Source organism: Adlercreutzia sp. St.1H8, assembly GCF_059728655.1.
In genome coordinates, this window is sequence record NZ_AP039376.1 from 270,421 (window position 1) to 283,080 (window position 12,660).

Annotated in this window: 8 protein-coding genes; 2 read left to right on the plus strand and 6 right to left on the minus strand. The window is 68.9% G+C overall.

What is annotated here, in order from left to right; all coding sequences use genetic code 11:
• Nucleotides 1-327: 327 nt before the first annotated feature.
• From AC6I0Y_RS01125 to AC6I0Y_RS01145, 5 genes are all read right to left on the minus strand, one after another.
• Nucleotides 328-3,084: a PAS domain-containing hybrid sensor histidine kinase/response regulator gene (locus AC6I0Y_RS01125; protein WP_497732399.1), complete on the minus strand. Its 2,757-nt coding sequence runs from the start codon at nucleotides 3,082-3,084 to the stop codon at nucleotides 328-330.
• Between the two features lie 108 nt (nucleotides 3,085-3,192).
• Entirely contained in the window at nucleotides 3,193-4,539 is a 1,347-nt protein-coding gene (locus AC6I0Y_RS01130; RefSeq protein ID WP_497732404.1) for an MFS transporter, read from the minus strand.
• A gap of 9 nt (nucleotides 4,540-4,548) precedes the next feature.
• Nucleotides 4,549-6,246: an MFS transporter gene (locus tag AC6I0Y_RS01135; protein ID WP_497732407.1), complete on the minus strand. Its 1,698-nt coding sequence runs from the start codon at nucleotides 6,244-6,246 to the stop codon at nucleotides 4,549-4,551.
• Between the two features lie 310 nt (nucleotides 6,247-6,556).
• Nucleotides 6,557-7,171 carry an LOG family protein gene (locus AC6I0Y_RS01140; RefSeq protein WP_497732410.1) on the minus strand — a complete coding sequence of 205 codons (615 nt, stop codon included), beginning with the start codon at nucleotides 7,169-7,171 and terminating at the stop codon, nucleotides 6,557-6,559.
• Between the two features lie 677 nt (nucleotides 7,172-7,848).
• Nucleotides 7,849-8,244 (minus strand): metallopeptidase family protein, encoded by a 396-nt coding sequence (locus AC6I0Y_RS01145; protein WP_160710566.1) that lies wholly within the window; start codon nucleotides 8,242-8,244, stop codon nucleotides 7,849-7,851.
• Nucleotides 8,245-9,231: 987 nt separating this feature from the next.
• Here AC6I0Y_RS01145 and AC6I0Y_RS01150 point away from each other — a divergent pair.
• Together AC6I0Y_RS01150 and AC6I0Y_RS01155 are read left to right on the plus strand one after the other, a co-directional pair.
• Nucleotides 9,232-9,822, plus strand: coding sequence for a 5-formyltetrahydrofolate cyclo-ligase (locus AC6I0Y_RS01150; protein ID WP_497732419.1), 591 nt, complete (start codon nucleotides 9,232-9,234; stop codon nucleotides 9,820-9,822).
• 154 nt (nucleotides 9,823-9,976) lie between these two features.
• Nucleotides 9,977-10,813 carry a formate/nitrite transporter family protein gene (locus AC6I0Y_RS01155; RefSeq protein ID WP_201751098.1) on the plus strand — a complete coding sequence of 279 codons (837 nt, stop codon included), beginning with the start codon at nucleotides 9,977-9,979 and terminating at the stop codon, nucleotides 10,811-10,813.
• A 168-nt stretch (nucleotides 10,814-10,981) separates the two neighbouring features.
• On the opposite strand, the gene AC6I0Y_RS01160 is transcribed toward AC6I0Y_RS01155, so the two are convergent.
• A complete protein-coding gene (locus AC6I0Y_RS01160; protein WP_497732423.1) occupies nucleotides 10,982-12,406 on the minus strand; it encodes an amidophosphoribosyltransferase in 1,425 nt (474 codons plus the stop codon).
• Nucleotides 12,407-12,660: the final 254 nt, after the last annotated feature.

Below are 12,660 nucleotides of genomic sequence, written 5' to 3' on the forward strand. Positions count from 1 at the left end.
AAGGGGGCGTCACCGCCACTTCTTCGCCGCAAAGTGGCAGTAATTGGCGTTTTGGTACGGTCTCGGTCGCTTCCGGCGTTGGCGTGCGCTCAGTCGACCTGGGCTTTTGCCGTCTGCCGGCCCTCCGGCGGCTCAGAATCGAGCCGAAAGTCGCCTCCTTACCGTACCAAAACGCCAATTACTGCCACTGCGGGCCGAAAATGTGGCGGTGACGCCCCAAACCGGCGTGTCGGGCCGCCCCCGCGCCCGCCCTCCCGCGAGCGGCGGGCGCGATTCGCGGGCCTCCCCACGTATCGAGCCCTCGCGCCGAGCCCGGCCCGCCGGGCGCTACGCCAGCAGCGCGTCGAGCGCGGCGAAGAGCTTGTCGACCTCGATGGGCTTGGGCAGGTGGCCGTCCATGCCGGCGTCGAGGGCCTTCTGCCGGTCGGTGTCGAAGGCGTCGGCGGTGATGGCCAGGATGGGCACGGTTGCGGCGGGGCCCTTAAGCGCGCGGATGGCGCGGGCCGCCTCGTAGCCGTTCATCACCGGCATCTGGATGTCCATCAGCACCAGCTCGAAGCGGTCGGCGTCGGGCTCGGCCATCATGTCGACGGCCATCTGCCCATCGACGGCGCATTCCACCTCGAAGCCCGCGTCCTCAAGCAGCGTGAGGGCGATCTCGCGATTGAGCAGGTTGTCGTCCACCAACAGCACGTGGCAGCCCTTGAGGGCGTCCGACGGCACGACGCGCGTCGGCGCCGTGGGCGCAAGATCGCCGGACGTGTCGGCCTCGCGCAGGGTGAGCATGACGGTGAAGCGGCTTCCCACGCCCTCGGTGCTGGCCACCTCGATGGTACCGCCCATCATGTCCACCAGGCTCTTCGTGATGGCCATGCCCAGGCCCGTGCCCTGGATGCCGCTGATGGTAGAGGTGCGCTCGCGCTCGAAGGGGTCGAAGATGTGCTTGAGGAACTCGGGGCTCATGCCGATGCCGGTGTCCTCCACCACCATGCGGTAGCGACGGCAGCCGGCGGGTGCGCCGGGAGCCTCGGCCACCGTGGCGGAGACGACGCCCTCGGGGGCGGTGAACTTGAGGGAGTTGCCCAGCAGGTTCAGGAATATCTGGTTGATCTTCAGCTTGTCGCAGATGATGGGCACCTCGGCCTCGGGCCCTGCGTCCACCTTCAGCGTGATTCCGCGCTCGTCGGCCTCGGGCTGGAGGATGGTATGCAGGTTCTCCATGATCTCGTGGATGCTGGAGCGCTGCTCGTCGAGCGATGCCTTGCCGCTCTCGATGCGGCTCATGTCCAGGATGTCGTTGATGAGGCTCAGCAGGTGATGGCTGGACGCCTGGATCTTGGCCAGGTACTCCTCCACGCGATCCTTCTGGTCGATGTGGTTGGTGGCCAGGGTGGTGAAGCCGACGATGGCATTCATGGGCGTGCGGATGTCGTGCGACATGTTGGTGAGGAAGGCGCTCTTGGCCTCGCTGGCCTTGTTGGCGCGCACGAGGGCCTCCTCCAGCAGCTCCTTCTGCTGGAGCTCCTCGCGGATCTGCCGATCGACGTTGCGCAGGCCCATGACGATGCGGTGCCCGTCGTCCCATGATCCGGCGCGCACGATGGTGACCTGGCAGAACTGGGCCTCGTCGCCTTGTCCGGTGCGATACAGGGCGTCCAGGCGATCGTCGGTCTCCAGATGCTCGAGGATGCGCGCGGGCGAGAGCACGTCGGCCATCTTGGCGCGGTCGGATTCGTGGACGCGCTCGCTGATGTAGCGGCCGCCGCTCTCCTCGAGCGTCAGGCCCTCGCCGAACACGTTGGCCAGCCCCAGCACGGGATCGGTGGACACGCGCACCGGCTCGCTCACGTCGGTGTCCAGGTCGTAGGCGCATACCACCAGGTAGTCCTCGCTGAGCGCCTTCAGCAGATCGCGCTGGTGGCGCTCCTTGCGCTCCTCCTCGAGCTTCTGCTCGGTGATGTCCAGCAGGAAGCGCTGGAAGTAGCGCTCGCCGTCCTTCTCCGTGAGCTTGATGTTGCCCATGACGTGCAGGATCTCTCCGGTGGAGCGGCGCACGCGGTACTCGGTGCTCACGCTGTCGCCGATATGGGTGAGGGTGGCGATGCGCTCGCGCAGCATGGCCTGGTCCTCTTCCACCACCGTGGGGGCTATCATGTCGAAGCCCTGGTCCATCAGCTCGGCTTCTGACTCGTAGCCCAGGATGTTGAGCGCGGCCTGGTTGATGCCTAGGATGCGCGAGCCGTCGATGCTGTGGGTGAGCACGCCGCACTCCATGGTGGTGAAGATGGTCTCCAGCGTGCGCGTCTTCTCTACGAGGCTGGCCTCGTAGGCGCGTTCCTGGGTGATGTCGATGCCCACGCCCACGGTGCCCATGACGGTGCCGTCGGGGTTGTAGAGCGGCGACTTGTAGGTGGTGAGCAGACGGGTGTCGCTGCCCGTCTGGACGCATTCCTCCGAGACGCAGGTGCGCTCGGTCTCCATGACGATGCGCTCGGACTCGATGCAGGCGGGGTCGTCCTCCTCCACGTCCCAGATGTAGGCGTGGCGCTGGCCCTGCACCTGCTCCTTGGTCTTGCCGACCGTCTCGCAGAAGCTGTCGTTGACCTTCTCGTGCACGCCATCGGCGGTTTTATACCAGATGAGGCACGGGATGGAATTGATGGTGGCCTCCAGGTACTGGGCCGTCTCCCAGGCGTCGGCGGCGTCCTTGCGGGCGCGCTGCCAGCGCGCGAAGTGGAAAGCGAGCGTGGCGGGGGAGAGGGGATCCGCCCACAGGTCGGTTAGCTGGCCGAGAAACGGCTCCGCGGCGGCGGCCAGGTCGTTCGGCGCGATGAGCACCAGGTCGGCGCCGGGCTTGCGGGCGGCCAGCAGGGACTCGACGGCGGCCAGGCCGTCTGCATCGGCCACGCGCAGGAACAGGCCGTCCGCCTGCGAGACGGCGGGGTCGTCCGCAGGCGCCGCGCCCAGCGCGGGAGAGACGGTGACCTGGCGGGTGAACGACGTCGGCGGGGCGGTCTTCTCGACAACGTCGGCCATATCGGCGTCGAAGCCGATCAGGTGAATGCGAAGCAGGCTGTGATACATGGGACGCCCCTCAGATGCCAGGTGACCGTGTCACCTCATTATAGCCGTAAGTAACTGTAACCCTGATGTTACGGTATGGTGCGTTCGGCTATTATAATGCTTCGTTCGTTACGATAACGGGAGAGCCTCTCGCAGATTGCGCCGCTTGTAGACGATGCCGACGATGAGGGCGCAGGCGATGGCCGCCGCGGCGAACAGCGCGTAGCTTACCGCATAGCTGCCCGTGGCGTTGGCCAGGGCGCCGGGCATCAGGTTAAAGGCGAAGCCGCCGAAAGCGTAGGCGACCTGGAAGTCGCGCACCATCCCCAGCCGGTCGCGCGGAGCCGAGAGCTCGAGCGTCCACACGGAGACGCCGGTGGTGGCCAGCGCCACGCCCACCCCGAAGAACACGGCGGCGAAGAACCCGTCGGCCGCGCCGCCCGGCCCTGCCAGTGAGCAGAGCAGCAGCCCCACGATGAGCACGGTGAAGAACGCGAGCGATCCCCTCCGCGCGCCCGCCAGGTCGAACACCCAGCCGCAGGCGAGCTTGCTCAACGTGAGGGAGGTGCCGAGCACGGCGGTGAGCAGGGCCGCCGTCTCCAGCCCGATGCCCGATGACGTGAGCAGCACCGAGAAGTACCCGTTGCCCACGATGGCCACCGCGCCCAGCAGCACCATGGCCGCCAGCATGAGGCGCTTGTCCGCCCGCGGCAGCGTGGCGGCGCCTACATGCACCTTGCCGGGATGGCGGGCGGGGGCGGCGGGGGCGCTGGGCTCGGGGGCGGTTCGGGTCGGGGCAGCCGCCGCGGGGACGGCGCCTGGCGCGGGCGCTGCGGGGCTGGTGCCTGCCGCGGGCGTCGCGGGTGGGGCCGCTGGCGCGGGCTCCTCCACAGGGCGCAGGCCCACGTCCTGGGGCTTGGAGCGCAAAAGCGCCACCACTACGGTGCCCAGCCCGAGAGCCAGCAGCGCCTCCATGAGAAACGCGTGCGAGAGGTCGCTGCGGGCGATGACGGCCGCCACCGCCAGGGGCATCACCATGGACGCGACGCCGCTTCCCATCCCCACGGCGCCCGCCACGGTGCCGATGTGCCCTCGGTACCAGTTGCCGATGAGCATGGTGGTGGCCACCACGCCGCCGAACCCGTAGCCGATGCCCGTCAGCACGCTTCCCAGGCACAGAAGCGCCAGGTCACGGGCGAGCGAGTAGGCCAGAAACCCAGCCGCCGTGAACGCGGTGGCCGCAGCCACGCCCACGCGCAGGCTGAACCGGCGGTAGAAGGCGCTCACGAAGAAGATGGCCACGAGCGAGACGAACGAGCGCACCGTGAGCACGAGCGACCCGCCCAAGTCGCCCACGCCCGGCATGGCCACCAGGTAGGACTGGAACACGTTGAAGGACGTGGCGGGCAGCCCCTGGTTGATGAACAGGATGCAGAAGCAGCAGGCGACGATGACTATGCGATAGTGTTGGCGCATAGCGCCAGTCTACTCCTTCGGGACGTCCAGGGCGCGCACCGACTTAAACAGGTACATCACAGAACCGAGCGCCAGGCACGCCAGGCCGTCTATCACGAAGAACGCTGCGACGCCCGTGACCTCGGCCAGCGCGCCGCCGAGGGCCACGCCCACCGGCGTGGCAAGCCCCATGGACGCGGTGAGCAAGCCCATGGCGCGGCCCATCTTCTCGTCTGGTACATTGCGCTGCACGAGCGTGATGAGCGGCCCGTTGAACCACGCGCAGGCCACGGCCATGACGGCCATGAGCGCCGCGTAGGCCGCGAACCCGCTCGGCGGCAGCAGGCCGCAGACCGCGGTGGTCGCGCCCACGATGACGGCCGCCACGGCGATGAGCCCGGCCAGCCGGCGCCCGCCACCCCAGGCCATGAGGATCATCGAGCCGGCCAGCATGCCCACGCCGAAGGCCGCCTCGGCGATGGAGGCCGTGTAGCCGTCGCCGCCGAAGTGATCGAGCACCATGAGCGGGCAGAGTGCCGAGAGCGGTCCGAAGGTGACCATCCCCAGCATCACGCCGCCGATGAGCAGCACGAGCCCGCGGTTGGCGGACACGGCGCGCCAGCCGTCGCGCAGGTTGGCCATCGTGCGCTGGCTCTCGGCGTCGGCGTCGATGACGGTGGGGATCTTCGCCAGCATGAGCCCGGCCACGGCCACCACGGCGCCGGCGAAGTCGAGGAACATCACCGCCGAGAACCCGAACGTGGTGTACAGGAAGATGCCGAAGGCCGGTGCGCCGATGCCCGCCACCGAGGCAAGCAGCTGGTCGAGGGTGTTGATGCGCAGCAGGTGCTTCTCGGGCACGAGCAGGGGCATGGCGGCCATCATGGCCGGCCCGTGGAACGCCTGCCCCACGGCGCGTGCCACGCATACGATGAGGAGCAGCGGGATGGACACGTCGCCGGCCAGGATGAGCAGGCCGGCGATGAGCGACACCACGCCGACGGCGCCGTCGGCCGCGATCATGATGAGCTTGCGGTTGTGGCGGTCGGCCGCCACGCCGCCGAAGGGCGATACGAGCCCGATGGGCAGCATGGCGCAAATGGTGAGCGCGGAGAGCACGAGCGCGCTGCCCGTGCTCTCGGTGACGTACCAGACGACGGCGTAGCCGGCCGCGTAGCTGGTGATCAGGGAGACGGCCTGGCCGCTCCAGATGAACGCGATGACGGCGAGCCAGTTGCGCGCGAGCGGCAGCCCGGCCGCGCTGAGCGGGGGCGCGGGCTCGTCGGGCGCCGGGCCGGGCGCGGGCGTAGTGGCGGGGTTGGCGCCAGGCGCGGCGGTCGCGGCGGCGGGGTTGGCGCCGGCGGGCGCGTCAGGCGCGGCGGCGGGGGTTGCGGGAGACGCGGGGGTTGCGGGGGCCGTGTCAGGCGACGTGGCGGCGGGGGTAGCGCCGGTGGGCGCGTCAGGCGTGGCGGCGGGGGCCGTGGGCGACGCGGGGGCCGCCGGCGCAACGGACGCGCTCGGCGTGCCGGTGGAGGTTGTGCCTGATGTGGGGATCGCGCCTGCCGACGCGCCAGCAGGCGACGCGGCGCTGGGCGACGCCGGGGCTGCGGAGGCGAGGGGCGCGGAGGCCGCATTCGGTGACGTAGCGGTGGGATTCGTAGGCGACGCGGCGCTGATAGGCGCAGTGTTGGCGGGCGCAGATTCGCCGCGCGGGGCAGATTCGGCCATGGGGGCTCCTTGGAATAACGAGGCGGACGTCACCCTCCCAGAGGGGGGGGGTGACGTCTAGCATGCGGTTGCGGAAACGGTTGCGCCACCGCCTTCAGCTTGCGACACGCGAAAGAATAGGTTGCGCGCCGACCGGCAATGCCGGTTGCGGTGGGGCGAGGGGGCGTGTTAGAGGGCTAAGATGCCGGACATGAGATCACCGTGCCTTGACTGATTCCAAGTTCGCCCCAGTGTATCCACTTGATCGGGCGCGGTCAACAAGGCGCGCTGCACTCGTATCACGCGGCGAGCGCGCTGCCGGGCGTCGTGGTCAGCCGCGGTTGCCGGGAAGCGCCTCGGGGCAGTAGGGCTCGCGGGGGCGCTTTCCGCCTGTGGCCGCCAGCGCGAGGGCGTCCTCGGCCAGCAGCGCCTTAAGCTCCTCCACCGTGGCGGGGAAGCAGATGCGCTCCAGCTCGTAGTCGTCCAGGAAGCCCTGGCCCGCCATGGCGTGCAGCAGCTGGGCCAGCGGGTCGTAGAAGCCGCCCAGGTTGAGCAGGTGACAGCGCGCAGGCCCCATGCGCAGGCGGATCTGCGACATGATCTCGGATATCTCCTCAAGGGTGCCCACGCCTCCCGGCAGCGCTACGAAGGCGTCGCCCAGCTCGATCATCAGCGCCTTGCGCTGCCCCATCGTCTCGACCACGTGAAGCCTCGTCAGATCGTGCTGCGCCACGCCGGCGTCGATGAAGAAGCGCGGCTCGACGCCTTCCACGCGCCCACCCGCTGCGAGCGCCGCGCGCGACACCGCGCCCATGAGCCCCACGGAGCTTCCGCCGTAGACCAGGCAGTGTCCCCCCGCCGCGATCCACGCGCCCAGCTGTTCCGCCGCCTCGCAGAAGCGCGGGTCGGCCCCGGGGTTTGAGCCGCAGTACACCGTGATGTTCATGTTCTGACCTTTCGTATCCGCGCAGCCCCTCCGGATGCCGGCGCCCCGCGTCTTGCGTCTACTGCCCCCCGGCGGAGCGCTCCCTCAAGCTTTCCAACGATCCTTCCGCCGCCATGCCCCCCGCCTCCAAGCGCGTCGACGCCGACGGCCCCAGCGATCCTTCCGCTGCCACGTCCTCCGGCGGGACCTTGTCCCCTGCCACGTTTCCCCGGCGGGGCCTTGCTCCCTCCCTGCCGCCATGCCCTTGAATACGGGGCTTTTTGCCCCCCCGCCGCTGTGCTCTCGGGAGCGGGACGTTCGCCCTCTGTCGCTCCTTCAAGCACTTCGACGCCTCTGGCCCCCGGCGGCCTCTTTGTCGCCACGTTCCTGGGCCGAGCCCCAAGCGCATCGGCGCCGACGGCCCCAGTGGCCCTTCCACCGCCATGCCCCCCGCGCCTCCAAGCGCGCCGGCGCCGACGGCCGCAGCGATCCTTCCGCTGCCACGTCCCCCGGCGGGGCCTTGTCCCCTGCCACGTTTCCCCGGCGGGCCTTGTCCTTCCGCTGCCGCCTCGCCCCTGGCGGGACGCTCGTCCTCCGCGAGCACGATGTTTCACGTGAAACACTACACGCGTCCGGGCGTATCCTCTCCATTCGGGCACCCGCTTCTGCCGAAAGACCCAGCCGGCGGGCTCTCCGTGCTAATAGCCCATCTCGTAGAGGCGATCATCGTCGATGCCGAAGTAATGGCCTATCTCATGGATGACGGTCTTGCCGATCTCCTCGACCACCTCCTCGCGGCTGTCGAAGCAGCGCTCGTGCGGGCCCTTGAAGATGGTGATGACGTCGGGCAGGTCGTCGTCGTAGCCGTCGGCTCGCTCGACGATGGACAGGCCGTCGAAGAGCCCCAGCAGCTCGTCGTCGCAGTAGGATCCCTCGGGGTAGAACGGTTCTTCGGGCGTGCCCAGGTGATACTCGTTGGGCTCGTCCTCCATGACGATGGCCACGTTCTGCAGCGCCTGGATGAACTGGTCGGGGATGCCATCGAGCGCCTCCTCGACGGCGCGCTCGAACTCCTCGTCGCTCATCTGGAACATGGCGATCCCCTCCTCGCAGGCGGCGCCTCGCGTCCGGCACATCGCCGCCAATTCTACCATGCCCCAGCGCGACGCGCCTGTCCCTGCGCGATTGCGGGCGGCGCCCTGTCGCTGGGCGCGCAAGCCGGTCGCATGCTCTGCTATCCACCCCGCCTGCCTCGCTCGCGCCCCCCCGGTAGCGCCCCCCGGTAGCGCCCCCCGGTAGTGCCCCCGGTAGTGCCCCCGGTAGCGCCCCCCGGTAGCGCCCCCCGGTAGCGCCCCCCGGTAGTGCCCCCGGTAGTGCCCCCGGTAGTGCCCCCGGTAGTGCCCCCGGTAGTGCCCCCGGTAGTGCCCCCGGTAGTGCCCCCGGTAGTGCCCCCGGTAGTGCCCCCGGTAGTGCCCCCGGTAGTGCCCCCGGTAGTGCCCCCGGTAGTGCCCCCCGTCTATCCAATGCCCGTGCCCTCGCGCCCGTCTCGTCTGCGTCCTCGCGACACTGTGTCCGCCCCCGCCTGCCTCACCCCCCCGCGGTAGCGCGCCTGTCGTCTGCCCAATGCCCGCGCCCTCGTGCCCGTCTCGCCTGCATCCTCGCAACGCTGCGTCCACCCCCCCCCTTGCCCCTCCGATGCCACGTTTCGGCGGCAAGATGGCACAGAAGGCGAGTTTGGTACGGTGAGCGAGGCGATTTTCGCTCGTGAGGGGAGCGTTCGCGAAGGCGCGGCGCGCAAAACCCCAGGTCGGGTTCTGCCCCTTTGTCGGTCGTGGCGTGTGAGAGCGTACCAAACTCGCCTTTTGTGCCACGAATTGGCGAAAACGTGGCAGCGAGGTTCTTTTCGGCAGCGAGGCGCGTGGTCGACGGCTTGCCCGACAAGGGCGCTTCGTGTGAGACGGCTGCCGAGGGCCGGCGCCGGGGCACGGCCTGCTCGGCGAGGGCGTTTCGCGTTAGGCGGCTGCCCCCCCGGCGCCGGGGCGCGGCCTATAATGGGGCGACCATCGGGGAAGGAGCGCGACGTGACGGGCAAGGCGGGGGAGAAGGCAGGGCTGCGGGCGCGGCTGCTCGCGGAGCGTGCAGCGCTCGCAGTGGATGCGCGGGAGCGGGCGGACGCGGGCATCGCGGCGCGCGTGGCGGGGTTGCCGGAGTTCGCGGCGGCCGACACGGTGCTGACCTACCTCTCGTTCGGGCCCGAGGTAGACACGCGCGCGATCATCCGTCAGGCGTGGGCCGCCGGAAAGCGTGTGGCGCTCCCGTGCTGCGTGCCAGGGACGCGCGCCATGGAGTGGTACGTCGTGGATACCCTGGATGGCCTGGTCAGATGTCGCTTCGGAATGGAGGAGCCCGCGCCTGACCCTGCGCGCGCGGTGGCGCCGGACGCCGTCGGGCCGCACGCCCTCGCCCTTGTGCCGGGGCTGGCGTTCGATCGGCGCGGGTTTCGCATCGGGTACGGCGGTGGCTTCTACGATCGCTTTCTGGCTGAGTTCGCCGGCGTGTCCGCGGGGCTTGTCCGCGATGCCGTGCTGCTGCCGGCGCTTCCCGCGCTCGAGGAGCACGACGCGCCGGTGGACGTCGTCGTTACCGAATCGCGGGCCATCCGGCTGCGTTAACGCCTTATAGTGGGCGCTAATGTGTCGCCGGCGCGCATCGCGCGGAGACCCGTCGCCCGGCGAGGCCGCGCACGGTGGCGGCGCCCTTTGCGCCAGCATCCTGCCTGCACCGCGAGCTGCGTCTGCCCGACCCGTCGTCCGAAGGAGACCTCCTATGACCATCGAGCCCGCCGACCTGCAACCACTCAAGCCCGACGCCCTGGCGCCTGCGGCCATCGAGGCCAAGGCCGAGGATCTGGCCGTCGGCAAGACCCAGCTGCCGGCGGCCAAGTGCTTCGTGCTCGCCGTGATGGCCGGCGCCTTCATCGCCTTCGGCGGCATGTTCTTCTGCACGTTCCTCGGCGACGCGACGCTGCCCTTCGGCGTTCAGCGTGTGGTGGGCGGCGTCTGCTTCTGTGTGGGCCTGGTGCTGATACTCTGCTGCGGTGCCGAGCTGTTCACGGGCAACGCGCTCATGGTGACGGCGCTGAGCAGCCGTCGCATCAAGCTGGGCGGCATGCTCAAGAACTGGGGTATCGTCTGGCTGGGGAACCTGGTCGGCTCGCTGGTGGTGGTGTTCATCGTGTTCATGGCGCAGGTGGCGGATATGAACGGCGGCAACGTGGGGGCGGTCATGATTTCGACGGCGGTGTCGAAAGTGTCCCTTAATTGGGACACCTTGTTCTTCAAGGCCATCCTGTGCAACATCCTTGTGTGCCTGGCGGTGTGGATTGGCTTTGGGGCGCGTTCCACGACGGACAAGGTGGTTGGCATTCTGCTTCCCATCACCGCTTTCGTGGCGTGCGGGTTCGAGCACTGCGTGGCCAACATGTTCTTCCTGCCCATGGGCGTGGTGCTGAATGCCGCCGGCTACGCCACCACCGTGTCGGTTGACGCGCTCACCATCCAAGGCGTGCTATACAACCTCTCAACGGTAACGGTGGGCAATGCGGTCGGCGGTGCGCTCGTGGGCCTGGCCTACTGGTTCGTCTACCACAAGAAGGCGGCGTAGCGCCCGCGCCGGACGCGGCTTGGCGCGCAAGGGCGGCTCGGCTGCGGGCGCGGGCGCTACGCGGGTCAGGCCGCGGCGCCCGGGCGCTACGCCGCCCGCCGCGCGGCCCGTTGCGGTGCGCGGCCATGAGAAAAGCGCCCCGCAGGGCGCTTTTCTCATGCGTGCGGCCTATTCCTCGCCGGTCCAGCAGTAGGTGCAGACCTTCTCGGGGTCGATGCCGATGGCGTCGAGCATGCCCTGCAGCGACTGGTAGCGCAGCGAGTCGAAGCCCATGTCCTCGCAGATCTTGCGCAGCAGGCACTGGCCGCGCTCGGTGGACGAGTCGGCGTACTCGCGCAGGTGCTGCACGCCTTCCTCGCCTTCCAGCTCGTGCACGACGCGGCGGCCGATGAGCTCCATGTCCGACTTGCTCGACGAGAAGCTCAGGTACTTGCAGCTGAACATGATGGGCGGGCAGGCGCTGCGCATGTGCACCTCGCGCGCGCCGGATTCGTACAGGAAGTCCACCGTCTCGCGGAGCTGGGTGCCGCGCACGATGGAGTCGTCCACGAACAGCAGGCGCTTGTCGCGGATCAGCTCGGGCACGGGGACCTGCTTCATCTTGGCCACACGGTTGCGCACGTCCTGGTTGCTCGGCATGAACGAGCGCGGCCACGTGGGCGTGTACTTGATGAACGGACGGCCGAAGGGCATGCCGCTCTCGGTGGCGTAGCCGATGGCGTGCGGCACGCCGGAATCGGGCACGCCGGCCACGTAGTCCACCTCGGGCATACAGCCCTGGGCGCGTTCGTCGCGGGCCATGACCTCGCCGTTTCGGTAGCGCATGACCTCGACGTTCATACCCTCGTAGTTGGAGTTCGGGTAACCGTAGTACACCCACAGAAACGCGCAGATCTTCATCTTGTCACGCGGCGCGGAGAGCGTCTCGATGGAGTCGGCGGTGATGCGCGCGATCTCGCCCGGGCCCAGCTCGTAGGCGTCCTCGTAGCCCAGCTTGTGGTAGGCGAACGACTCGAAGGCGATGCAGTGGCCCTCGCCGTCGCGCCCGACGAGTACCGGCAGGCGGCCCATCTTGTCGCGCGCGGCGATGATCTGCCTCTCGGAGGTCATGATGAGCAGCGTGCACGAGCCCTCGATCAGCTCCTGTGCGTGGAGGATGCCGTCGACGAAGTTGTCCTTCTGGTTGATGAGCGCGGCCACCAGCTCGGTCTGGTTCACCTTCCCCGAGCTCATGGCCATGAACTGCTTGCCCTGGTTGACGAAGTGGGACTCCACCAGCTCCTCGTCGTTGTTGATGGCGCCGACGGTGGTGAGGGCGAAGGTGCCCAGGTGGCTGCGGACGAGCAGCGGCTGAGGATCGGTGTCGCTGATGCAGCCGATGCCCGTGGTACCGCGGAACTTGGGCAGGTCGTCCTCGAAGCGCGTGCGGAAGGGGGTGTTCTCGATGGAGTGAATCTGGCGCTGGAAGCTCGACCCCTCCTCGTGGAAGATCATGCCTGCGCGTCGTGTGCCCAGGTGAGAGTGGTAGTCGACGCCGAAGAAGACGTCCAGAACCACGTCGCGATGCGAAACTGCGCCAAAGAAGCCGCCCACTGTCTTACCTCCACGGTTTAGGGGGCCCGCCCGTGTCGCTCGGGGCGCTCGGGCTGCCGCCGATTGCCTTACGCAAGGAGTATAGGCGTTGCCGCGGGCCTGCCGGCCATATTTTCAGTTTGTGCCAAATAAATCGACGGACATTCCCTACACTATTGGTAGACAAACTGCTGGGGTCGTCGTGCCGCGGGCCACGCCTCGCGCCGTACGTGCCGGGCGCTCGCCGCCCGTCGTTCGCCGCCTGTGCCGGCTGT

Bases quoted from the DNA above. Each gene is read 5' to 3' on its own strand.
- AC6I0Y_RS01125 (WP_497732399.1), bottom strand. From the start codon at position 3,084: ATGTATCACAGCCTGCTTCGCATTCACCTGATCGGCTTCGACGCCGAT.
- AC6I0Y_RS01130 (WP_497732404.1), bottom strand. From the start codon at position 4,539: ATGCGCCAACACTATCGCATAGTCATCGTCGCCTGCTGCTTCTGCATC.
- AC6I0Y_RS01135 (WP_497732407.1), bottom strand. From the start codon at position 6,246: ATGGCCGAATCTGCCCCGCGCGGCGAATCTGCGCCCGCCAACACTGCG.
- AC6I0Y_RS01140 (WP_497732410.1), bottom strand. From the start codon at position 7,171: ATGAACATCACGGTGTACTGCGGCTCAAACCCCGGGGCCGACCCGCGC.
- AC6I0Y_RS01145 (WP_160710566.1), bottom strand. From the start codon at position 8,244: ATGTTCCAGATGAGCGACGAGGAGTTCGAGCGCGCCGTCGAGGAGGCG.
- AC6I0Y_RS01155 (WP_201751098.1), top strand. From the start codon at position 9,977: ATGACCATCGAGCCCGCCGACCTGCAACCACTCAAGCCCGACGCCCTG.